Genomic DNA, 21,888 nt, shown 5'->3' with positions numbered 1-21,888 from the left:
AGTTACTCTCCGTCGCTACCCGAACGCGGCATGCGGTTCCAGTCGAGTTTTCGGCGCAATGTCGTAAAAAAACTATAGCCGGCAGGATGGAGGAATCGGGTCGTGTGCGGAGCCCTCTTGACCACAATACGGTCGCCGGGTTGGAGGTCGGACCAGGTTTGCATGTCGAAGTGGACGCTGGCGCCTGTGTCGACCCGACCCATGGCGGCAAGCGTCAGATTCAGGACTGCGTCGGCAGGGATCACGACAGGACGATTCGAGAGGGTCTGTGGCGCAACCGGAACAAGCAGAATGGCATCCACCCCAGGGTGCAGTATCGGACCGGCCGCAGATAGGGAGTAGGCGGTGGATCCGGTTGGCGTGGCTACGATCAGGCCATCCGCCCGCTGGGTGTACATGTAGGAGTTGCCGATTTCGACTCGCACCTCGATCATGCCGCCGCGCCCCGATCTGCTCAGCACAACGTCATTTAATGCCGTGGCCGAGAACATTTCGGCATTGCCGCGCCAGACACTGCCGGTCAGCAGCATGCGTGTGTCGGTTTCATAGCGCCCTTGAAGCAGCGCTGCGATGGCCTGGGATGCGTCCTCGACCGGGATGTCCGTGATGAAACCCAGGCGTCCGTGGTTGATGCCGACAACCGGGATGTCGTAGGGGGCCAAATCCCTGGCTGCGCCAAGCATGGTTCCGTCTCCACCCATCACGATCGCCAGGCTGGCGCGTTCGCCGATTTCGGCAAACGATGCCGTGGTGTATTCGGTTACGCCTGTATTGCTGGCGGTGTTGGCCTCGATCAGAACTTGCCGGCCTTCTTTGACCAACTGGGCGGCAAGCGCTCGCAGGGGAGCGTGCAGCCCTGAATCTTGATATCTGCCAACCAGAGCAATAATAGGAAAATGCATTAGTCGCCCAATCAGAGAAAAACTAACCGATTATAGGGGCGGGGGCTGTAAAATGGGGACATCATGGATGAACGCGCACGCTCACTTTTAAAAGCACTGATCGAACGGTATATCGACGATGGCCAACCCGTCGGTTCACGCACGCTTTCAAAGCAGTTTGACCTGTCGCCCGCCACGATCCGCAATGTCATGTCCGATCTTGAAGAGCTTGGCTTGATTCACAGCCCCCATACTTCGGCAGGCCGCATTCCCACCCCTAAAGGCTACAGGCTGTTTGTCGACACGATGCTTTCGGCCCAGCCTTTCGAGTTCACGCCATCGGCGGATATGCGCGACTTGCAGTCCGCCTCGGAGCCGTCCCGGGCGATTAATGCGGCGGCATCGCTTTTGTCGAATTTGACGCAGTTCGCCGGCGTCGTACTGTCTCCGCGCCGCGCTCAAGTGTTTAGGCAGATTGAATTCATCAGGCTGTCCGAAAAAAGGATATTGCTGATCATTGTGACGCCGGAAGGCGATGTTCAGAACCGTATTTTGCTGACGCCTCGCGACTACACCAGCACGGCGCTGATCGAGGCGGCTAATTTCTTTAACCAGAATTTTGCCGGCAAATCGTTTGCCGATGTGCGTCAAAATCTGGCACGAGACTTGGCCAGGCTGCAGGAAGATATGTCGAAACTTATGCAGGCTGCGGTCGAGGCCGGTGCGCAGGCTGCCGACGAGGTTGAAAACGTCGTCATCTCGGGCGAGCGCAAGCTACTCGATGTCAATGAATTGGCGTCCGACATGGACCGCTTGCGCAAAACATTTTCGATGTTCGAAAAAAAGACCGACTTATTGCAACTGCTTGATGTGTCTAGCAGTGCGCAAGGGGTACAGATTTATATCGGTGGGGATTCCGAACTGGTCCCAACCGAAGATTTATCGATCATTACTGCGCCTTACGGTGTCGATGGTCGTATTGTAGGCACGCTTGGCGTCATCGGCCCAACCCGGATGGCCTACGAGAGAGTGATTCCCATCGTGGACATTACTTCACGCCTGCTTTCGAACGCACTTAGCCATAATCACACTGACCGAAATTAATATGAAATTCTGGCCTGAACCTACTCATTTGCGCACGGCTTCTTTTGTTGCGTGGCCCGAGATTAAGCAGGTCGGTCGAGTCGGGGTGGTGTTGGTCAATCTGGGTACGCCTGATGCCCCGACAGCCGGGGCTATTCGACGCTATTTGCGCGAGTTCCTGTCCGATCCCCGCGTGATCGAAATCCCCAGGCTGCTTTGGTGGCCCATCCTGAATGGCCCGATTCTGACATTTCGTCCTCGCAAGCTTGCCCATCGTTATCAAAGTATCTGGATGGAAGGCGGCTCGCCACTGATGGTCTATACCCAGCGCCAGACGGAAGGGCTGCGCGAGGTGTTCGCAAGCCGGGGCATGGATGTCGAGGTCGAAACCGGTATGCGCTATGGCAATCCTTCGATCAAAAGTGCGATGCTGAAGTTGCGCGGCAAAGGTTGCGAGCAGATTTTGATTGTGCCTCTTTATCCGCAATATGCCGCGAGCACGACAGCCACCGTGGTCGATGAAGTGATGCGCGTTGCAAGCCATATGCGCAATCAGCCTGCGCTGCGGTTTATCAAGCGCTTTAATACGGATCCTTCTTTTATTCGACCGCTTGGCGAAAAAATAGCCGCCTTCTGGCTACAAAATGGACGCCCGCAAAAGCTTGTGATGAGCTTTCATGGTTTACCCAAGATGGTCGTCGATCAGGGTGATCCGTATTGCAAGGATTGTTATGGCACCGCCGCGGCATTGGCAAGGTTTCTTCAGCTGAAGGACGATGACTATATTGTGACGTTTCAGAGCCGGTTTGGTCCGGCCAAATGGCTTGAGCCTTATACCGAACCCACTTTGCAGAGGCTGGCGGGTGAGGGCGTGACCGATGTGGATGTGGTGTGTCCCGGGTTTCTGGCCGATTGTCTCGAAACTCTGGAAGAAATCCGCATCGAAGTGCGCGATGCATTTTTAGCCGCTGGAGGCAGGCAGTTCAGATATATTTCCGCTCTGAATGACGATCCGGCCTGGATTCATTCCTTGGCCGATTTGGTCCAGTCCCAATTGCAGGGATGGCCGACCACGGCCTAACTAAAAAACGCCGGACAATTCGATTTTCTTGCTGTTTGCCCCTTGAAACTTTAGGGTTGATCCCCAATTGTCATGGCATTCATGCATTTTTTTGGAGAAGTTCAATGACGGCCCCTCACGATCCAGCTGACCAGTCTGCTCAGGATGAATCCATTCAAAATCAACAAGATACAGCTGATGCGGTAGAGCAGGATCCACTGGTTCTTCTGCAAAACGAATTAGCCGCCGTTCAGGCCCAGTTGGCCGAAGCAAAGGATCAGGCCCTGCGAGCCGCCGCTGAAATGGAAAACGTGCGTCGCCGCGCCCAGGAGGAAGTTTCCAAGGCTCGTAAATTTGGTATTGAATCGTTTGCCGAGAGCTTGGTTCCGGTTAAGGACAGCTTAGAGGCCGCCTTGGCCCAGACTGAACAGTCCGCAGAAGACATGCGTGCCGGCATCGAAGCCACGCTTAAACAGTTGATTAGTGGTTTCGAGCGTAATCATCTCAAGGAAATCGCTCCGGCTGTGGGCGACAAGTTTGATCCACATCACCATCAGGCAATTGCCAACATCCCTGCCGAACAAGCTTCGGGCACGGTCGTTCAGACGTTGCAAAAGGGATATTTGATAGCTGATCGCGTTTTGAGACCCGCTTTGGTGACGGTTGCAGCCTGATTTTTATCAAAAACAGGGTTTTTTTACTCAAAAATTGATAAAAAACCCTGATTTTGGTCTTGAAATCGGATTCGTACCCCCCAAATAGGTTTCATAGAAATTCTCACCCAATTCTGATCATTCAATAAGGTATTTCACCATGAGCAAGATTATCGGTATCGACCTCGGTACGACCAACAGCTGCGTTGCAGTGATGGATGGTGGTCAGGTCAAAATTCTCGAAAACGCCGAAGGCGCACGCACCACCCCCTCGATCGTCGCCTACATGGACGACGGCGAATCCCTGGTTGGCGCTCCTGCAAAACGTCAGGCCGTCACCAATCCGACCAATACCCTTTATGCAGTCAAGCGCCTGATCGGTCGCAAGTTCAGCGAAGATGCTGTTCAAAAAGACATCCATTTGATGCCTTACAAGATCATCAAGGCTGACAACGGTGACGCATGGGTCGAAGCACAGAACAAAAAGTTGGCTCCTTCGCAGGTGTCGGCAGACATCCTGCGCAAGATGAAGAAAACCGCCGAAGATTTTCTGGGCGAAGAAGTGACCGAGGCTGTTATCACGGTTCCCGCTTACTTTAACGACAGCCAGCGCCAGGCGACTAAAGACGCAGGTCGTATTGCCGGCCTCGAAGTCAAGCGCATCATCAACGAACCGACTGCAGCCGCGCTTGCTTTCGGCATGGACAAGAGCGAAAAGGGCGATCGCAAAATCGCCGTGTTCGACTTGGGTGGTGGTACGTTCGATATCTCGATTATCGAAATCGCCGATGTGGATGGCGAGAAGCAATTCGAAGTGCTGTCGACCAACGGCGACACGTTCTTGGGCGGCGAAGATTTCGACCAGCGCGTTATCGAATACGTGATTGGCGAGTTCAAAAAAGAGCAGGGCGTTGATCTGTCGAAAGACGTGCTCGCACTGCAGCGCCTGAAAGAAGCTGCGGAAAAAGCCAAGATCGAACTTTCGTCCGCTCAGCAGACAGAAATCAACTTGCCTTACATCACGGCTGATGCATCAGGCCCCAAGCACTTGAACATCAAGATCACCCGCGCCAAGCTCGAATCGCTGGTCGAAGAGCTGATCGACCGCACGATGGAACCTTGCCGCATGGCGATCAAGGATGCCGGTGTCAAGATCGGCGACATCGACGATGTGATCCTGGTTGGCGGTATGACCCGCATGCCCAAAGTGCAGGAAAAGGTCAAAGAGTTGTTCGGCCGCGATCCGCGCAAGGACGTAAACCCTGACGAAGCGGTTGCCGCCGGCGCTGCAATTCAAGGTTCGGTTCTGGCTGGTGATCGTAAGGACGTGTTGTTGCTGGACGTGACGCCCCTGTCGATCGGTATCGAAACGCTTGGTGGCGTGATGACCAAAATGATCACCAAGAACACCACGATCCCGACCCGTCATTCGCAAGTGTTCTCGACCGCCGATGACAATCAGCCTGCCGTGACGATCAAGGTGTTCCAGGGTGAGCGCGAAATCGCCGCCGGTAACAAGACATTGGGCGAGTTCAACCTCGAGGGCATTCCGCCCGCACCACGTGGCACGCCCCAGATCGAAGTGACCTTCGACATCGATGCCAACGGTATCTTGCACGTGTCTGCCAAGGACAAGGGTACCGGCAAAGAGAACAAGATCACGATCAAGGCAAACTCCGGCCTGACCGAAGAAGAAATTCAACGGATGGTCAAGGATGCCGAGGCAAACGCCGAGGAAGATCACCGCTTGGCCGAGTTGGCTCAGGCTCGCAACAGCGCCGATGCGCTGGTGCACGCGACCCGCAAGTCGTTGACCGAGTACGGCGACAAACTGGACGAAGCCGAGAAGACCGCGATCGAAGCAGCGATCACCGAAGTCGAAGACGCGTTGAAGAACAACGCCGACAAGGCTGCGATCGATGCCAAGGTTGAGGCGCTGTCGACTGCGTCGCAAAAACTGGGCGAGAAGATGTATGCCGATGCGCAGGCTGCCCAAGCAGCAGCGCAAGGTGGCGAGCAAGCCCAGGCCGGTTCCAAGCCTGCCGATGACAACGTAGTCGATGCTGACTTTAAAGAAGTCAAGCGCGACGCGAAGTGATCGGATAACTTGATCCATACCCGCCCGGGGCTCAAACGAGCTTTCCGGGCGAGTTTTTTTGTCCTAATTAACGAGTCAGACCATGGCAGCAAAACGCGACTTTTATGAAGTTCTGGGCGTTGCAAAGAACGCTTCGGATGAAGAGCTGAAAAAAGCCTACCGAAAGTTGGCGATGAAATACCATCCGGATCGCAATCCGGACAGCAAGGAAGCCGAAGAGAAATTCAAGCAGGCTAAAGAAGCCTACGAGATTCTGTCGGATGACAACAAACGTGCGGCTTATGATCGTTACGGTCACGCCGGTGTCGATCCCAACGCAGCCGGAATGGGTGCTGGTGGCGCCGGTTTTGGCGATGCGTTCGGCGATATTTTCGGTGAGATTTTTGGTGGTGGTCGACGCGGTGGCGGCGGCCCGCAGGTTTATCGTGGCGCAGACCTTAAATACTCGATGGAAATCACGCTTGAGCAAGCGGCCAATGGTTTTGATACCGAGATTCGAGTGCCTAGCTGGGAAAACTGCGATGTCTGTAAAGGCAGTGGCGCCAAGCCAGGCACTACCCCCAAAACTTGCCGCACCTGCGGCGGCTCGGGTGCGGTGCGAATGCAGCAGGGCTTTTTCAGCGTGCAGCAGACCTGTCCGACATGCCATGGCAACGGTAAAGAAATTACCGACCCGTGCGTGTCTTGCGATGGAGTGGGGCGCACGCGTAAAAACAAAACATTGCAGGTCAAAATTCCCGCCGGTATTGATGATGGTATGCGCATCCGCTCAAGCGGTAATGGCGAGCCTGGCATCAATGGCGGGCCATCGGGTGATTTGTTCGTCGAGATTCATCTGAAAGAGCACAAGATCTTCCAGCGTGAAAACGATGACTTGCATTGTGAATTGACGATTCCGTTCACGACCGCCGCGTTGGGTGGTGACATTCAGGTTCCCACACTGAACGGCAAAGCCGAGATTACGATCCCTGAGGGAACGCAATCAGGCAAAACGTTCAGACTGCGTGGTAAAGGCATCAAAGGGGTGCGGTCTGCATACCCTGGTGATCTGTACTGCCATGTCGTGGTTGAAACGCCCGTCAAGCTCAGCGAAGAGCAGAAGAGTCTGTTGCGCCAGTTTGAGGCTTCGCTCGGCGAGGGTGGTGAGCGCCATTCGCCGCAAAGCAAGTCTTGGACCGATCGCGTGAAGGAATTCTTTTCCTGATCGCTCTAATTGTCCGGTGAGGTCCAGCGGCTAATGAGAACCAACGACTAATCGGATAAAAAAAGGCTGTGATGAATTTTCATCACAGCCTTTTTTATTGAGGTCGCTTAAAGTTATTTCTTCTCGAAATCACCCGCGGCTACGCTGCTGAAATCTGCCGGCTTTAGATATTTGCGCAAAGCTTCGTGCACTTGAGCGGGAGTCAAGGCGGCGATTTTTTGGTTGATTTGTTCAGCCCAGGCGAACGTGCGCTTACGCTCCAAATAGGCATTCCAGGTGACCGCTAGCGTCGGATCCTGAGCCAGGGAAAGCTTGCGTAGATTCAACAGTGCAGTAATCCCATCCTTGATTTCGATTTCGGTGAATCCGTCTTTAACCGCACGGGCCAATTCTTCCGAAATCGCTGTTTCGACTTTTTTGCGATTTTCCGGAGCGAAAATAGCGTATACGGACCAGGTACCATTCGGCTCGAATGCTGATACGGATAAGCTGCTGCGTACGTTATACGAAAGACCTTCTTTTTCTCGGACCCGCATCCACAAACGGGATGTTTCCGATGATCCCAACAGGAAATTGGCAAGGGTCAGAGCCGGAAAATCCGGGTGTGTATCTTGGATATCAAGAGGCAATTTCGCCAAATAAAAGGCATTGGCCTTGTCAGGAGTCAGCGCTTGCATCTGTTCTGCCTTGACCATGCGATAGGGGTCGGAGATGCGCTGATAAGGCGCAGCTGGTTTCCAGCTTTGCAGGCTTTGCGTCAAGGTCGTTTCGAATTTAACCGGATCGAAATCACCGACCGCGGCGACATCGATCTGACCAGCGCCATGAAACTTCTGATGAAACGCGATGAGTTCGCTGCGCTTGATGGCCTGGGTAGCCTCGATGGACTCATCGAAAGTCGGCATATAACGAATATCGTCTTTGGCCCAGGGGTTGTCGTGACGGCTCAGCATGCGTGATGCGATCGCAGTTGGTTCTGTTTTGGCGCTCTTCAAGCCGGTTACGGTTTTATTGATGTATTCATCAATCTGGTCTTGCGGATAATTCGCATCCTTGATGACCGCAAGCACAAAGCTCATTAGCTCGTCGATGTTTTCTTTTGTTGTTCCGATGTCGATCACAACCGAGGCTGCGCCACCGGAAATCGACACTTCACCCTTGAGCGCATCGATCTTGTCCCTGATTTGCTGACGCGATAATTTTTCCGTGCCCCGCAGCAATAGCTCCGATGCAACGATCGCGTTCATGCGCTGTCCCTTCAAGGATTCGACTGAGCCGGATTGAAGAGTCAGAACCGCTTTGACCCGATTGCCCCTGGCTTCTTTAGGCAACAGGGCTAGGCGCACAGTTCCGTTAGGTAGCTTCAGTTCTTTGACTTGAGTGCGTGCGTCGATGTTTGCAGGCGTCGGATCAAAAGCGGCGACCTGTTTGGCTGCGCCATCACCTTGATAGCCGGACAAATCCTTCTTCAAGTCAGGGATGGTGGGCAATGGCGCGCGAACCGGCTTTTCGGTGGGGATGTATTTTCCTTCGGTTCGGTTCGATGAGACCAAATACTCACTGGCTACGCGCTGAACATCCTCGAGGCTGACCGCACGGATGCGATCGCGTGCGACGAAGACCATGCGCCAGTCTCCGATCGCGACATATTCGGAGAGTGCGCTGCTGATTTTCTGGGCATCGCTAAATACTTTGTCCCAGCCCGTCAGCCATTGGGTACGAACACGTTCAAGTTCTTCTTTCGTGAAAGGTTTCTTGCCGATGTCTTCGATAGTCGCAGTCAGCGTGCTCAGCGCACGAACCGGATCCATGCCATGTTCGAGCGTCGCGCCAAACATAACAATGCCCGGAGCATATTCGTCCATGGTAAATCCCATCACGCTAGTGGCCTGCTTGGTCGGAACAAGCGACTTGTACAGGCGGCCGGCGGGTGTGTCGGCCATCATCATGCTGGCCAGATCGAGGGCGGCAAAATCCTTATGACCGGCCGGCGGGACGTGGTACATGGCTGCGACCATGGGCGATCCACCATTGCGACGCAGTGTGATCGAACGTTCGCCATCCTGCACGGGCTCGACAGTGTATTCCGGGGGGATCTTGCGGGTGGGGCGGGGCAATTTGCCGAAGGCCTGTTGCACGTCCTGCAGCGCGGCTTGCGGATCGAATTTACCGGTAATGATCAGGACAGCGTTGTCCGGCTGATAGTAGGTTCGATAAAAGGCGCGCAATTGATCAATGTCGACGTTTTCCACATCTGAACGTGCGCCAATGGGCGTCTTGCCATAGTTGTGCCACTGGAAGGCCACCCCTAGCATTTTTTGCCAAAGCATTTGGAACGGGTTGTTTTCACCATTTTCCATTTCATTGCGCACGACCGTCATCTCTGTGTCGAGATCCTGACGCAAAATGGTCGAGTTCACCATCGCATCGGCCTGCCATGTCAGGTACCATTTGAGCGTTTCGGGATTGGCGGCAAAACTGGCGTAATAGTTGGTGCGATCGGTAGAGGTCGAGCCATTGGCCTGTAGCCCGCGTTTGGAGAACTCGCCCAACGCGTTCGGAAAAGTGGGCGTACCCTTGAACAGCATGTGTTCAAGCAGGTGTGCCATGCCGGTTTCGCCATAGTTTTCATGGCGCGAGCCGACCAGATACGTCATGTTGACCGTGGTGGTGGGTTTCGAGTCATCCGGAGCGAGCAAAATCCTCAGTCCATTGCTTTCAAGGGTGTATTCCGAAATGCCTTCGACGGAAGTGATTTCTTTGATACCGGCCGGAGGTGCGAAAGCCCAGGATTGAGAAGCCAGAAAAGCAAAGGTTATGCCCAGAAAGGCGCGAAGCAATAGCCGCATGTGATACACCCGTTGTTAATTAGGTTGGAACCGGTTGGAGCACGCGGTTCCGATTTGGTTCATTTCGACAGTAGTCTCATGGCCTGTTCGATGCCGGCAACCGTCACAGGGAACATTTTGTCCTGAACGATGTTGCGGATCAGTGAGATGGATTGACGATACTGCCAGGAGGCCTGAGGCTCGGGATTGAGCCAGACGGCTTTGGGCCAGGCATTGACCATGCGCTGCAACCATTCAGCGCCGGCCTCCTTGTTGTAGTGCTCGACCGAACCGCCGGGTTGAAGAATTTCGTAGGGGCTCATGGTGGCATCGCCGACAAAAATCAGGCGCCAGTCGGCATTGAATTTGCGCAATACATCCCAGGTTTCGAAGCGCTCCATCTGTCTGCGACGATTCGACTTCCACAAATATTCGTACGGACAATTGTGAAAGTAATACACCTCCAGATTGCGAAATTCGCTACTGGCGGCCGAAAAAAGCTCTTCGACACGGGCGATATGGTCATCCATGCTTCCGCCCACATCCAGAAGCATGAGTACTTTGACGTTATTGTGACGCTCCGGCACCAGTTTGATGTCCAAGTAACCTGCGTTACGTGCCGTGCTTGAGATGGTGTCGTCCAGATCCAGTTCGAGGTCCGAACCCTCTCGCGCAAAACGGCGAAGCCGTCGCAAAGCGACCTTGAAGTTTCTTGTGCCCAGTTCGATCGAGTCGTCGTAATCCTTGAATTGCCTTTCATCCCAGACTTTGACTGCTGTGCGGTTGCCGCCCGATGATCCACCAACGCGGATGCCTTCCGGGTGGTAGCCGCCATTGCCAAACGGGGAGGTGCCACCGGTGCCGATCCATTTGTTGCCGCCGGCGTGTTTGCCCTTCTGTTCTTCCATCCGTTCTTTGAACATTTCCATCAGCTTGTCCCAGCCGTGTTTTTCAAGCTCGGCCTTTTGCTGCGGCGTCAGTCTTTTTTCGAACTCCTTGACTAGCCAGTCCAGCGGGATTTTTTTGCCGGGAGGAAGTTTTTGCTCAAGACTTCTGTAGTAGCTTGAGAAGGCGCGATCGAACCGATCGAACTGAGTTTCGTCTTTAACTAAAGTAGTGCGAGACAGAAAATAGAAATCTTCAAGCGTGGGCGGCATCAACGGTGTCGACAGCGCTTCAAGCAAGGTCAGATACTCTTTGACCGAAACCTTCAGTTTGTGCGTGCGAAGGTGGTAGAAGAAATCAATCAGCATGTCGGTGCATCTGGTAGAGAAGATGGTTGCGGACTTCTGCCCATTCGCCGGCTATCACGCTGTACATCACGGTATCGCGCACTGTGCCGTCGCGTCTGATCGCATGGTGACGGATGACACCATCTTTTTTGGCGCCCAGTCGTTCGATGGCGCGCTGGGAAGCAAAGTTGTAGTTATCGGTGCGCCATCCCACAACGCCCGCGCCCAGGGTATCGAAGGCATGCGTCATCAGCATGAGTTTGCATGCAGTATTGACATGAGTGCGCTGCATGCTTTTGGCGTACCAGGTGTAGCCGATTTCAAGGCGCGCGACCGGGGCGATGATGTCGTGGTAACTGCTTGATCCGATGACTTTGCCGGATTTTTCGTCGACTACGACAAAAGGTACGCGGTGACCGGCTTTCAGGCCATCCAGCGCTGTCTGGATATAGGCTTCAGTTTGTTCGGGCTCGGGAACCGAAGTGACGCGCAGTTTCCAGAGTTCGCCGTCGCGCGCGGCCATCCTGAGTCCGTCGGCGTGAGCCATGGACATTGGTTCGAGTCGCACGCCATAACCATTCAGAGTGCACGGTGCAGGTTGAACTTTGAAGCCTTGATTCGACATGCTGATCCCCTCAGTTGCGGCGAGTGGTGCCGCGGGTGACGGCGGCCAGGCGTTCGAGCAATTGCAGGTCCTGCTCGTTTTTCAACAGGGCGCCGGCCATAAGTGGCACAGCGGTCGCGGCATGTGCGTCGATTTCGGCTGCGGTCGCATCCTCCGCGATGAGCAGTCTGAGCCAATCCAGGAATTCGGAGGTAGAGGGTTTCTTTTTAAGGCCGGGCGCATCGCGCAGCGCAAAAAAGGTATCAAGGGCAGCGCGAAGCACGTCGGCATGCAGGTTGGGGTAGTGCACATCCACAATGCTCTTGAGTGTTTCACGATCGGGAAAGCGGATGTAGTGGAAGAAGCACCGGCGCAGAAAGGCGTCGGGCAGATCCTTTTCATTATTCGATGTAATGATGACCAGAGGGCGGTTCAACGCTTTGATGGTCTGACGGGTTTCGTAAACATGAAACTCCATCTGGTCCAGTTCGCGCAGCAGATCGTTAGGAAATTCGATATCGGCTTTGTCGATCTCGTCAATCAACAATACGACCGGATCGGGCGACACGAAAGCCTGCCACAGAACCCCCTGAACGATGTAATTGTGAATGTCCTTGACCTTTTCATCGCCAAGTTGGGAGTCGCGCAAGCGCGAAACCGCATCGTATTCGTATAAACCCTGATGGGCTTTTGTGGTGGATTTGATGTGCCACTGCAACAGTGGTCTGCCCAGTGCAGCCGCGACTTCTTCTGCCAGCATGGTTTTGCCGGTCCCCGGCTCGCCTTTGATCAGCAGGGGACGCTGCAGGGTCAAGGCCGCGTTTACGGCGAGTTTCAGGTCATCGGTCGCCACATATCGTTCGGTGCCGTCAAAGCGCTGGTTCTGGGACTGGGTAGGAGTCGTTGAGGTCATTTGTCTGCGAAAAATTGAATTTCAGTTGTAAATTATGGCTGGAATAAGTCTAAACGCTTCAATTATCGTACAATCCAAACGTTTTGCGGCTGGGAGTCTTCCCGGATTGAACTTTGCCACTTTTAAACATGTACCGTATAACCATGCACCGCTTCAATATGTCCCATATCAAGCTTGCCGCTCTCGCGCTGGCATTGTCCTGTTCAGTTGCCGCTCCCGCCTCGGCCGCGGATCCTAAAGTAGCCGGCAAAGCCTCGGATGCGAAAGTGTCGATGTGTATTGGTTGTCACGGTATTCCCGGTTACCGGGCCAGCTTCCCCGAGGTGTATTCGGTGCCGATGATTGCCGGCCAAAATGGCGAATACATCCAGGCTGCTCTGCGTGCCTACGCAAGTGGCGAGCGCACGCATCCTACGATGGACGCCATCTCCAAGAGCCTGTCGGACAAGGATATCGCCGACCTGGCAGCTTATTACTCCAATCTCAAATAATCGGGGGCCATGATGAAACACCTTTTGCTCGCCCTCGCAGGCACCTCTTTGATCGCCATGTCCGCTACGGGTCAGGCAGCTGATCTGGCAGCCGGCAAGGCTCTCTACGACAAGAATTGCGCTTCCTGTCATGGCGCCGATGCCAAGACACCCATCATGCCGGCTTATCCGATTCTGGCAGGTCAGCACGCTGACTTTTTGGCTCATGCATTGAAGGCATATCAGCGTGGCGCTTCCGGCGCACCCGCTTCTGCCAACGTGCGTAAAAACGCCATCATGGGTGGTCAAGCTGCAGCCTTGTCCAAGGCTGACATCGAGAACGTCTCGGCTTGGCTTGCCAAGCAGCCCGGTCCTCTGGCTGTTCGTAAGTAATTACTTCAATAAATACCCGCCAAAATACAAATCAAGCGGGTAGCAGCGGGTAAGTTACAGGCAGGGGCGGTCTAGTCCCTGCTTGCTCTCTGTTTAATCAGATCGATATAGGCGTCGCTGTCCAGTGGTGTGCCGAGTCGTTGAGACTCCCAGACTACTTTTCCCAGACATTCCATGATTTCGTGGGCCGCATGATGCGCGTCGCTACGTGAGGCGATGCTTTCGAAAGCATGTCGAATGCCGCGAGGATGATCGATCGAAATTTGTTCTGCAATTGCCAGGTGCATCGATAAGTGTAGAAAGGGATTGGTTCTTCCCTCTTCGACATTAAATTCTTTTGCCATTGATTCAGGATTGTCCAGATCCGAGTGATACTCGGGATGCAGTTCAATCCACTCCAGTGCCATAGCTTCCAGCGGGGTCAGTAACTCATGGTTGCGATGTTTACGCCATGTGTCGATAAAAAATTGCCTGACTTGATCGCGCGAAGGATTAAACATATCGGACTGGCCGCCTTTGATGGCAAGGTGCTTGTTGAAGTCCTTATTTTAGCCGCCGCGCTTTGCTAAGATAGCTGGCATCTCTTATAGATTTTCAGGCAACGCATGTCTTACAAGCATATTCAGGTTCCTTCAGTCGGTGAAAAAATCACTGTCAATTCCAACCACTCATTGATCGTGCCCGATCAGCCGATCATCCCTTTTATTCAGGGAGACGGCACCGGCGTGGATATCACGCCAGTGATGCAAAGAGTCGTTGATGCCGTGGTTGAGCGTGCCTACGGAGGGGCGCGCAAAATTCACTGGATGGAAGTTTACGCAGGTGAAAAGGCGGTGAAGCTCTATGGCGGTGGGATGAGTCTTCCTGATGAGACGCTACAAGCGATCCGTGAATATGTAGTGGCGATTAAAGGGCCCTTGACCACGCCGGTAGGCGGGGGCATACGTTCATTGAACGTGGCTTTGCGTCAAAAGCTGGATCTCTATGTTTGCATGCGTCCGATTCGTTATTTCAAAGGGGTTCCATCGCCCCTGCGCGAACCGCAAAAAACAAATATGGTGATTTTTCGAGAAAATTCCGAAGATATCTATGCTGGGGTGGAGTTTGCCGCCGGAACGGATCAGGTCAAGCGGTTGATCGGTTTTTTGCAGGCAGAGCTGGGCGTGACCAACATCCGTTTCCCCGATACATCGGCAATTGCGATTAAGCCTGTTTCTAGCGAAGGTACCAAGCGTTTGGTGCGTCAGGCGCTGCTTTACACAATCGAAAACAACTTGCCGTCTTGCACGATTGTGCACAAGGGCAACATCATGAAGTTTACCGAGGGCAAGTTCAGGGACTGGGCCTATGAGCTCGCGCGTGAAGAGTTTGGTGCGCAGCAGATCGACGGTGGCCCTTGGTGCAAGTTTAAAAATCCTCATACCGGACGAGACATCGTGGTCAAGGACGTGATTGCCGATGCATTTTTGCAACAAATCCTTTTGCGTCCGTCGGAATATAGTGTCATCGCAACCTTGAATCTCAACGGTGATTACTTATCCGATGCGCTTGCGGCTCAGGTCGGTGGTGTGGGCATTGCGCCGGGCGCTAATCTTTCTGACTCCGTTGCCATGTTCGAGGCGACGCACGGAACCTCTCCTAAATACGCCGGCAAGGATTACGTGAATCCGGGGTCGTTGATTTTGTCTGCCGAAATGATGCTCAGGCATATGGGATGGAAAGAAGCTGCGGATTTAATCGTTCGCAGTATGGAAAAAACCATTTTGTCCAAAAAAGTGACTTATGACTTCGCCCGGTTGCTGGAAGGCTGCACTCAGGTGTCATGTTCAGGGTTTGGCCAAGCAATGATTTCCAATATGTGAAACGTTTGGCACCTTTTTTGGGATCGATTTAGTTTTTATGCCTCTTACTAGGGCATTCCCTGATGTGCATAAGCTTATGCTGGTGCAGAATGAATGCATGCAGGTGTTGGAGACAAAGCTCAAAACGAGCAAGCCAGTTGGATCGGCTACATAAAAAAAAGCAGTTTATAAAAGAAAGTACGCAACGGCTGACACAATGTGTCAGCCGTTGTTGTTTCCAGTCGTCCATTTCCGCCCGGAACGAACTTTGATGCAGAAAAATCCACGATTCAAGCTTTACTGGCGCCGCAATTCAATGTTGATCGCTGTTTTGTTGCTTGTCTGGTTCTTGATTACGTTTGTGCCGTTCTATTTTGCGCGAAGTCTTGGTCATTTTTTTCTGTTCGGATGGCCCTTTTCTTTCTGGATGGCGGCTTTTGGAGCCCCCACATTCTTTTTGATCATTGTTGGCTTTTATGCCTGGCGGATGGATGGCGAGGACAAAAAACTGCGTAAAAACCTATCAGGCTCAGCGTCCGGACATGAATAGCGGTCAATTTCCCCAAGCCGAGTTTCGTGCCGGACTATTGCGGGGTTACGGCCTTTACACATTTTGTTTCACTTTGCTGATTTTCGTGCTGGCTTTGCTCGAGATCATGGGTTTGGCACGCCAATGGATTGGCTATATCTTTTTGCTGGTGACGGTAGTTTTATACGCCGGTATCGGTATTTTTTGCCGCACATCCGATCCCATCGAGTATTACGTCGCCGGCAGAAGGGTTCCAGCCGTATATAACGGCATGGCTACCGCGGCAGACTGGATGTCGGTGGCTTCGTTTATTGGTGTGGCAGGTACCCTCTACCTGACCGGGTATAACGGCCTAGCCTACATTCTGGGATGGACGGGCGGATATGTTCTGGTGGCGCTTTTGCTTGCGCCCTATTTGCGTCGATTCGGTCGGTTTACGATTCCGGATTTTTTAGGTGTTCGGTTTGGCGGGAATTTGCCCAGATTTATCGGTGTCTGTTGCGCCGTGTTGTGCTCTTTCACCTATCTCGTGGCGCAGATTTATGGCGTGGGCATCATCACGACACGCATGACCGGGATTTCGTTCGAGCTCGGTATCTTCATTGCGCTAGGTGGCATGCTTGTCTGTTCGTTTCTGGGGGGGATGCGGGCTGTGACCTGGACACAGGTCGGGCAGTACATCATTCTTTTGATTGCTTACCTGGTTCCGGTGATTTGGCTTGCAGTCAAGCAGACGAGTGTTCCGGTGCCTCAAATCGCGGCCAGTTCGGTTTTGCAACAAGTCACTGAACGGGAGCGTGAACTCACGTATGACAATAGTGAACGGGATGTTCGATTGGTGTGGCAAAGTCGATCGGACGAAATGCAGAGTCGAATCAATGCGTTGCCAGAATCGTTCGAGACCGAAAAACAAAAGCTTCGACTTCAGATATTGCGCGCGCGAGCCAATGACGCTCCCATGATCGAAGTGCGCGCCTTGGAGCGCGCCCTGGCGTCTTACCCGGCAAGTGTCGAAGCAGCAAAAACAATGTGGTCTCGTGCGCGCGATGATTATGCAATCAGAGCCGCTCCGCCTATTCCGCATTCCGAACCATTTACCTCGGTTACCGGTGATTCACCGGAATCTGTGCGTAACAATCTTCTTGCGCTTGTGCTTTGTTTGATGATGGGCACAGCAGGCTTGCCACATATTTTGATGCGATCCTACACGACACCTTCGGTCAGCGATGCGCGTAAATCGGTCTTCTGGTCCCTGTTGTTCATTCTTTTGCTTTACATGACAGCGCCTGCATTGGCCATTCTGGTCAAGTACGAAATTTATACTGATCTGGTGGGGACATATTTTTCGGACCTTCCGAGTTGGGTGCATGCCTGGTCGTCTGTAGATCGGTCCCTGATTGATATCGTGGATGTTAATCGGGATGGCATAGTCCAATTATCCGAAATTCATGTTGGCGCGGATGTCGTTGTGTTGGCCGGACCTGAAATAGGGGGGCTGCCGTATGTCATTTCCGGTCTGGTCGCTGCCGGTGCACTTGCTGCGGCATTATCGACAGCGGATGGTCTTTTGCTGACGTTATCGAATTCCTTGTCTCACGATACGCTGTTCAGAATACTCTCACCGCGCATGGGTGCGGGGCGAAGGGTTCTTTTATCCAAAGTGCTGCTCTTGATCGTTGCTTTTGCCGCAGCGTGGGCTGCCACCAGAACTCCGGCCGATATTTTATTTTTGGTTGCCGCTGCCTTTTCGTTTGCTGCATCTTCTTTTTTTCCGGTTCTTGTTCTCGGTTTTTTCTGGAAACGCGCAAACAAATGGGGCGCCACATTCGGAATGATTGCAGGTATGTTGACCACCTCGGCTTATATGGTCTACACACAACCTTGGTTGCGTGAGATGTTTTTAGGTGTTTCGAAAAGTGCGCCAATCAGGCTGCTCTGGGATGTGCAACCGGCAGCGGCTGGCGTGTTTGGTGCGTGCGTGGCGTTTATAACGATCATTGTGGTGTCGTTGCTGACAGCTCCACCGGATTCGGCCACTAAAGAATTAGTGGATTATTTAAGGCAGCCTGATTAATACAAGCAAAGCTCCACGACCGCCATGCGTTGGGGGAGCGGTGGCAAAAGCAGCGATCGAATCGAGCTGCGTCAACCATTGCGCGACTTGAGAGCGCAGTACGCCCTCGGAGTTCTGTGAGCCGAATCCTTGACCATGAATAATCAGTGCGCAGCGAGTGGCATGCAGGCGACTGGCCTCGATGAAGTCCAGTAATGCTTGTCTCGCTTGATCTCTTGTAAGTCCATGAAGATCGATTTGCGAACCGATGGGCCACCAGGCGCGCTTGAGTTTACGAAGCGTATCGGGCCCGACTCCTTGTGCGCTCCAGCTGATATCTTGGTCTGTGTCGGCAATTGGTGTGTACCCATCCGAAACCTGTGGAGTGTTTACCTTTATGGTCTCGCCGGTGGCGCGTGCTCGTTTTTGTGTCAGCCTATCGATGTCGGGGCGTGAGGACAAGGGTGGATGAGCGACTCGCAGTCGAGCGGCTTTCAATGGCTCAACCAATTGAGTTGCGCGTGCGAAAAGTCGAAGATCGTCTTCGCCGATTGGTTCGGCTTTTTTCGATGTCGCTAGTTTCGACCGAGCCAGCTCTTTAGCCTGCTCGGCCTCCCGGGCGACTTGAGCTATTGCACGGAGTCGTTTGAGGTCGGACAGGCCGGGCTTATTTTTGCTCATTCTCCAACCAGCGTTGTGCGTCCAGAGCAGCCATGCAACCTGTGCCTGCACTGGTAATGGCTTGGCGGTAAACATGATCCTGTACATCGCCGGCTGCAAATACGCCTGCAACGGAGGTCATGGTGGCCATGCCATTCAAGCCGCCACGCGTCACGATATAGCCGTTTGCCATGTCGAGTTTGCCTTCGAAAATACCGGTGTTGGGCGAGTGACCAATCGCAATGAATGCACCGGTCACTGCCAGATCTTCAGTTGCGCCGGTTTGTGTGTTGCGTAAACGCACTCCCGTGACGCCCGAGTCGTCACCCAGCACTTCATCAAGCTCTCGGTGTGTGGCCAGTTTCATGTTTCCGTTAGCGACTTTTTCCATCATTTTGTCGATCATGATGGGTTCAGCACGGAATTTGTCGCGACGATGCACAACCGTCACGGTTCGGCAAATATTGGACAGATAGAGCGCTTCTTCAACAGCGGTATTGCCGCCACCTACGACCACCACATCCTGGTTTTTGTAGAAAAAACCGTCGCAGGTTGCACACCCTGAAACACCTCGACCCATGAAAGCCTCTTCGGACGGCAGGCCCAGGTATTTAGCGGAGGCTCCGGTGGCAATGATCAGGGCATCACAAGTGTAAATGGCACCACTGTCGCCGGTAAGTCGGAAGGGACGGGTGGAAAAATCAACGCTGGAAATATGGTCATAGACCATTTCCGTATTGAAGCGCTCTGCGTGAGCTGCGAATCGCTGCATCAGTTCGGGACCCTGGACGCCAGCGGCATCGGCTGGCCAGTTATCGACCTCGGTAGTGGTCATGAGCTGACCGCCTTGGGCCTGACCCGTGACCAGAACAGGATTCAGGTTGGCTCGAGCCGCATAGACCGCGGCGGTGTAGCCTGCAGGACCCGAACCTAGAATCAAAACTTTGGCGTGTTTGGCTGTCGACATCTGATTTACCCTCTAAGTTAAGCTACAAATTATAATGTTCTTCATGTCTCGATTATCTGCTGCTACGCCGCGTCCTTCGCGATCCACCAGAAACACCAGAAATGGCCCTTCCGTGTTCCAAACGCGGGTGGTTTACCTTGTGCGCGAGGCGCGCTGGATTCTGTTCGCAGCCCTGGCTGCCTGGCTCGTTCTGGTGCTTGCCACCTGGCATCCTGATGATCAGTGCTGGTCCCATTCGGCCAGGAATTCTGTCATGCAAAACCGGGGCGGTGTCGTCGGTGCGTATCTGGCGGATATCCTATTGTATTTATTCGGTTTTTCGGCTTGGTGGTGGGTAATTCTGCTATTGCATCGCGTGCGAGCCGGGTATCTTCGCCTGGCCAATCAGATTCGCGCCCGAGGAGAGCCGGAGGCGCTGGCCCGTGTCCGCTGGGAGCAGGGTGTTGGTTTTGTCATGGCCCTGCTCGGCTCGATCGGCCTTGAATCCTACAGACTGAGTTCTTATGGCAAGCTATTGCCTAGCGGCAATAGTGAGACCGGAGGTGCGGGTGGGGTGCTTGGTCGCGCCTTGTCCGATTTTCTGTCTCATGCGGTCGGATTTTCGCTCAGTACCCTGATCCTGATTTCCCTGATCGCGCTTGGAACCAGCCTATTCTTCGGATTTTCCTGGTTGAATGTTGCCGAACGCATCGGTGGCTGGATGGATGCAATTGCCCTGAAATTTAAAAATCTGCGCGTTGCCAGACAAGACCGGCGCGTTGGCGAAGTTGCCAAGGCGGTTCGTCACGAACAGGTCGAAGCCAAAATCGAAAAGATTGTCCAAGAGCATCCGCACCCTGTTCGGATTGAACCTGCCATTGTTGAGGTGCCAAAATCCGAAAGGGTTCAAAAAGAAAAGCAGCAGACCCTGTTTGTCGAGCCTACCGAGTTGGGGCATTTGCCTGAATTGAGTTTGCTTGACCCAGCCCCGGCTGCTTTTGAGACCGTTTCTCCCGAAACGATTGAATTTACGTCCCGTTTAATCGAGAAAAAACTTGCCGATTTCGGCGTTCAGGTTCAGGTTGTGGCCGCCCAGGCCGGGCCGGTGATTACGCGTTATGAAATTGAACCGGCAACCGGCGTGAAGGGAAGCCAGATTGTTAATCTGGCCAAAGACCTGGCGCGCGCGCTCAGTCTGGTCAGTATTCGTGTGGTCGAGACCATTCCTGGCAAAAATCTGATGGGGTTCGAATTGCCCAATCCCCGACGCCAGACGGTCAAATTGTCGGAAATCCTGGGCTCCCAGACCTATCACTCCAGCCATTCTGTTGTGACGATGGCCTTAGGCAAAGATATTGCCGGCCACCCGGTTGTGGCTGACCTGGCTAAGATGCCCCACCTTCTTGTCGCCGGCACGACCGGTTCGGGCAAGTCCGTCGGTATCAATGCAATGATCCTATCCCTGCTGTACAAGGCGGATGCCAGCCAGACCCGATTGATCCTGATCGATCCGAAAATGCTTGAAATGAGCGTGTATGAGGGGATACCGCACTTGCTGGCGCCGGTGGTGACGGATATGCGTCAGGCTGCCAATGCGCTCAATTGGTGCGTTGGCGAGATGGAAAAGCGCTATCGCCTGATGAGCAAGATGGGGGTGCGCAATCTTGCAGGCTACAACTCCAAGATTAGAGATGCGATTAAGCGAGAAGAACCGATCCCAAATCCCTTTTCCCTGACTCCGGATCAGCCTGAGCCGCTTAAAGAGTTGCCAACTATCGTTGTTGTTATTGACGAGTTGGCCGACTTGATGATGGTGGTTGGTAAAAAGATTGAAGAACTGATTGCACGTCTGGCTCAAAAGGCGCGAGCCGCCGGCATCCACCTGATTCTGGCAACGCAGCGTCCAAGCGTGGATGTGATTACAGGTCTGATCAAGGCCAATATTCCCACCCGTATCGCGTTTCAGGTTTCTTCCAAGATTGATTCCAGAACCATTCTGGATCAGATGGGGGCCGAAACCTTGCTAGGTCAGGGCGATATGCTCTACATGCCACCCGGTACAGGCTTGCCTGTTCGCGTGCACGGCGCATTTGTTTCAGATGACGAAGTGCATCGTGTGGTCGAGTCGCTTAAAGCACAAGGCGAGCCTGATTACATTGAAGGTTTGCTTGAAGGCGGATTGGAGGGAGAAACCGGTGATGGCGTCGGCAGTGTGACCGGAATGGCTGATGCCGAATCCGACCCGATGTACGACCAGGCTGTCGGTATAGTGCTTGAAAGCAGGCGCGCATCCATTTCTCTTGTGCAGCGTCATTTGCGCATCGGCTACAACCGGGCCGCACGATTGCTCGAGCAAATGGAAAACGCAGGATTGGTATCCAAAATGCAGTCCAACGGCAATCGTGAAGTCTTAGCGCCTGCCCCGCAAAAAGAGGATTAG

The 21,888-nt window shown here is 53.5% G+C and carries 19 protein-coding genes; 11 read left to right on the top strand and 8 right to left on the bottom strand.

What is annotated here, in order from left to right:
- Positions 1-2 precede the first annotated feature (2 nt).
- Complete coding sequence (locus tag G3I67_RS06505) at positions 3-902, bottom strand: NAD kinase (protein ID WP_163652804.1); 900 nt, start codon at positions 900-902, stop codon at positions 3-5.
- Between the two features lie 63 nt (positions 903-965).
- Here G3I67_RS06505 and hrcA point away from each other — a divergent pair, with 63 nt between their 5' ends.
- The 5 genes from hrcA (at position 966) to dnaJ (ending at position 6,979) form a co-directional block, all read left to right on the top strand.
- Positions 966-1,985 carry a heat-inducible transcriptional repressor HrcA gene (hrcA, locus tag G3I67_RS06500; protein ID WP_163652801.1) on the top strand — a complete coding sequence of 340 codons (1,020 nt, stop codon included), beginning with the start codon at positions 966-968 and terminating at the stop codon, positions 1,983-1,985.
- Position 1,986: 1 nt separating this feature from the next.
- Positions 1,987-3,045, top strand: coding sequence for a ferrochelatase (hemH, locus tag G3I67_RS06495; RefSeq protein WP_163652798.1), 1,059 nt, complete (start codon positions 1,987-1,989; stop codon positions 3,043-3,045).
- 104 nt (positions 3,046-3,149) lie between these two features.
- Entirely contained in the window at positions 3,150-3,698 is a 549-nt protein-coding gene (gene grpE / locus G3I67_RS06490) for a nucleotide exchange factor GrpE (protein WP_163652795.1), read from the top strand.
- 139 nt (positions 3,699-3,837) lie between these two features.
- Positions 3,838-5,775, top strand: a complete 1,938-nt coding sequence (gene dnaK, locus G3I67_RS06485; RefSeq protein ID WP_163652792.1) for a molecular chaperone DnaK — start codon at positions 3,838-3,840, stop codon at positions 5,773-5,775.
- A gap of 82 nt (positions 5,776-5,857) precedes the next feature.
- Positions 5,858-6,979, top strand: a complete 1,122-nt coding sequence (gene dnaJ / locus G3I67_RS06480) for a molecular chaperone DnaJ (protein ID WP_163652773.1) — start codon at positions 5,858-5,860, stop codon at positions 6,977-6,979.
- Positions 6,980-7,092: 113 nt separating this feature from the next.
- Here the strand turns inward: dnaJ and G3I67_RS06475 are convergent, their stop codons facing one another.
- Genes G3I67_RS06475 through G3I67_RS06460 form a run of 4 tightly spaced genes read right to left on the bottom strand, consistent with a single transcriptional unit; the run spans position 7,093 to position 12,556 of the window.
- Positions 7,093-9,828 (bottom strand): M16 family metallopeptidase, encoded by a 2,736-nt coding sequence (locus tag G3I67_RS06475; RefSeq protein WP_163652770.1) that lies wholly within the window; start codon positions 9,826-9,828, stop codon positions 7,093-7,095.
- Positions 9,829-9,887: 59 nt separating this feature from the next.
- Positions 9,888-11,060, bottom strand: coding sequence for a vWA domain-containing protein (locus G3I67_RS06470; RefSeq protein WP_163652767.1), 1,173 nt, complete (start codon positions 11,058-11,060; stop codon positions 9,888-9,890).
- Complete coding sequence (locus G3I67_RS06465) at positions 11,050-11,664, bottom strand: GNAT family N-acetyltransferase (RefSeq protein ID WP_163652764.1); 615 nt, start codon at positions 11,662-11,664, stop codon at positions 11,050-11,052. The genes G3I67_RS06470 and G3I67_RS06465 overlap by 11 nt, the downstream gene beginning before the upstream one ends.
- Before the next feature lie 10 nt (positions 11,665-11,674).
- On the bottom strand, positions 11,675-12,556 hold the full coding sequence (locus tag G3I67_RS06460; RefSeq protein WP_163652762.1) for an AAA family ATPase: 882 nt from the start codon (positions 12,554-12,556) through the stop codon (positions 11,675-11,677).
- Positions 12,557-12,699: 143 nt separating this feature from the next.
- On the opposite strand from G3I67_RS06460, the gene G3I67_RS06455 reads away from it, so the two are divergent.
- Both G3I67_RS06455 and G3I67_RS06450 read left to right on the top strand, forming a co-directional pair.
- Complete coding sequence (locus G3I67_RS06455; protein ID WP_375539300.1) at positions 12,700-13,047, top strand: c-type cytochrome; 348 nt, start codon at positions 12,700-12,702, stop codon at positions 13,045-13,047.
- A 12-nt stretch (positions 13,048-13,059) separates the two neighbouring features.
- Entirely contained in the window at positions 13,060-13,419 is a 360-nt protein-coding gene (locus tag G3I67_RS06450; RefSeq protein ID WP_163652984.1) for a c-type cytochrome, read from the top strand.
- A gap of 71 nt (positions 13,420-13,490) precedes the next feature.
- Here the strand turns inward: G3I67_RS06450 and G3I67_RS06445 are convergent, their stop codons facing one another.
- Entirely contained in the window at positions 13,491-13,919 is a 429-nt protein-coding gene (locus G3I67_RS06445) for a DUF1841 family protein (protein ID WP_163652760.1), read from the bottom strand.
- Between the two features lie 105 nt (positions 13,920-14,024).
- On the opposite strand from G3I67_RS06445, the gene icd reads away from it, so the two are divergent.
- The 3 genes from icd (at position 14,025) to G3I67_RS06430 (ending at position 17,863) form a co-directional block, all read left to right on the top strand.
- Positions 14,025-15,281, top strand: a complete 1,257-nt coding sequence (gene icd, locus G3I67_RS06440) for an NADP-dependent isocitrate dehydrogenase (RefSeq protein ID WP_163652757.1) — start codon at positions 14,025-14,027, stop codon at positions 15,279-15,281.
- 250 nt (positions 15,282-15,531) lie between these two features.
- Positions 15,532-15,810 carry a DUF4212 domain-containing protein gene (locus G3I67_RS06435; RefSeq protein WP_163652752.1) on the top strand — a complete coding sequence of 93 codons (279 nt, stop codon included), beginning with the start codon at positions 15,532-15,534 and terminating at the stop codon, positions 15,808-15,810.
- Complete coding sequence (locus G3I67_RS06430) at positions 15,803-17,863, top strand: sodium:solute symporter family protein (protein WP_163652981.1); 2,061 nt, start codon at positions 15,803-15,805, stop codon at positions 17,861-17,863. Before G3I67_RS06435 ends, G3I67_RS06430 begins: the two co-directional genes overlap by 8 nt.
- Here the strand turns inward: G3I67_RS06430 and G3I67_RS06425 are convergent.
- Positions 17,846-18,523: a Smr/MutS family protein gene (locus tag G3I67_RS06425; protein WP_163652751.1), complete on the bottom strand. Its 678-nt coding sequence runs from the start codon at positions 18,521-18,523 to the stop codon at positions 17,846-17,848. The genes G3I67_RS06430 and G3I67_RS06425 overlap by 18 nt on opposite strands.
- Positions 18,510-19,469 carry a thioredoxin-disulfide reductase gene (gene trxB / locus G3I67_RS06420; RefSeq protein WP_163652748.1) on the bottom strand — a complete coding sequence of 320 codons (960 nt, stop codon included), beginning with the start codon at positions 19,467-19,469 and terminating at the stop codon, positions 18,510-18,512. The genes G3I67_RS06425 and trxB overlap by 14 nt, the downstream gene beginning before the upstream one ends.
- A gap of 43 nt (positions 19,470-19,512) precedes the next feature.
- Here trxB and G3I67_RS06415 point away from each other — a divergent pair, with 43 nt between their 5' ends.
- On the top strand, positions 19,513-21,888 hold the full coding sequence (locus tag G3I67_RS06415; RefSeq protein WP_203583562.1) for a DNA translocase FtsK: 2,376 nt from the start codon (positions 19,513-19,515) through the stop codon (positions 21,886-21,888).

The organism is Sheuella amnicola, from assembly GCF_010499255.1.
Classification (GTDB): domain Bacteria; phylum Pseudomonadota; class Gammaproteobacteria; order Burkholderiales; family Burkholderiaceae_B; genus Zwartia; species Zwartia amnicola.
This window is presented reverse-complemented; position numbering and strand designations above follow the sequence as displayed.

Coding starts and splice junctions, on each gene's coding strand:
- G3I67_RS06505 (WP_163652804.1), bottom strand. CDS start 902: ATGCATTTTCCTATTATTGCTCTGGTTGGCAGATATCAAGATTCAGGG.
- hrcA (WP_163652801.1), top strand. CDS start 966: ATGGATGAACGCGCACGCTCACTTTTAAAAGCACTGATCGAACGGTAT.
- hemH (WP_163652798.1), top strand. CDS start 1,987: ATGAAATTCTGGCCTGAACCTACTCATTTGCGCACGGCTTCTTTTGTT.
- grpE (WP_163652795.1), top strand. CDS start 3,150: ATGACGGCCCCTCACGATCCAGCTGACCAGTCTGCTCAGGATGAATCC.
- dnaK (WP_163652792.1), top strand. CDS start 3,838: ATGAGCAAGATTATCGGTATCGACCTCGGTACGACCAACAGCTGCGTT.
- dnaJ (WP_163652773.1), top strand. CDS start 5,858: ATGGCAGCAAAACGCGACTTTTATGAAGTTCTGGGCGTTGCAAAGAAC.
- G3I67_RS06475 (WP_163652770.1), bottom strand. CDS start 9,828: ATGCGGCTATTGCTTCGCGCCTTTCTGGGCATAACCTTTGCTTTTCTG.
- G3I67_RS06470 (WP_163652767.1), bottom strand. CDS start 11,060: ATGCTGATTGATTTCTTCTACCACCTTCGCACGCACAAACTGAAGGTT.
- G3I67_RS06465 (WP_163652764.1), bottom strand. CDS start 11,664: ATGTCGAATCAAGGCTTCAAAGTTCAACCTGCACCGTGCACTCTGAAT.
- G3I67_RS06460 (WP_163652762.1), bottom strand. CDS start 12,556: ATGACCTCAACGACTCCTACCCAGTCCCAGAACCAGCGCTTTGACGGC.
- G3I67_RS06455 (WP_375539300.1), top strand. CDS start 12,700: ATGCACCGCTTCAATATGTCCCATATCAAGCTTGCCGCTCTCGCGCTG.
- G3I67_RS06450 (WP_163652984.1), top strand. CDS start 13,060: ATGAAACACCTTTTGCTCGCCCTCGCAGGCACCTCTTTGATCGCCATG.
- G3I67_RS06445 (WP_163652760.1), bottom strand. CDS start 13,919: ATGTTTAATCCTTCGCGCGATCAAGTCAGGCAATTTTTTATCGACACA.
- icd (WP_163652757.1), top strand. CDS start 14,025: ATGTCTTACAAGCATATTCAGGTTCCTTCAGTCGGTGAAAAAATCACT.
- G3I67_RS06435 (WP_163652752.1), top strand. CDS start 15,532: ATGCAGAAAAATCCACGATTCAAGCTTTACTGGCGCCGCAATTCAATG.
- G3I67_RS06430 (WP_163652981.1), top strand. CDS start 15,803: ATGAATAGCGGTCAATTTCCCCAAGCCGAGTTTCGTGCCGGACTATTG.
- G3I67_RS06425 (WP_163652751.1), bottom strand. CDS start 18,523: ATGAGCAAAAATAAGCCCGGCCTGTCCGACCTCAAACGACTCCGTGCA.
- trxB (WP_163652748.1), bottom strand. CDS start 19,469: ATGTCGACAGCCAAACACGCCAAAGTTTTGATTCTAGGTTCGGGTCCT.
- G3I67_RS06415 (WP_203583562.1), top strand. CDS start 19,513: ATGTCTCGATTATCTGCTGCTACGCCGCGTCCTTCGCGATCCACCAGA.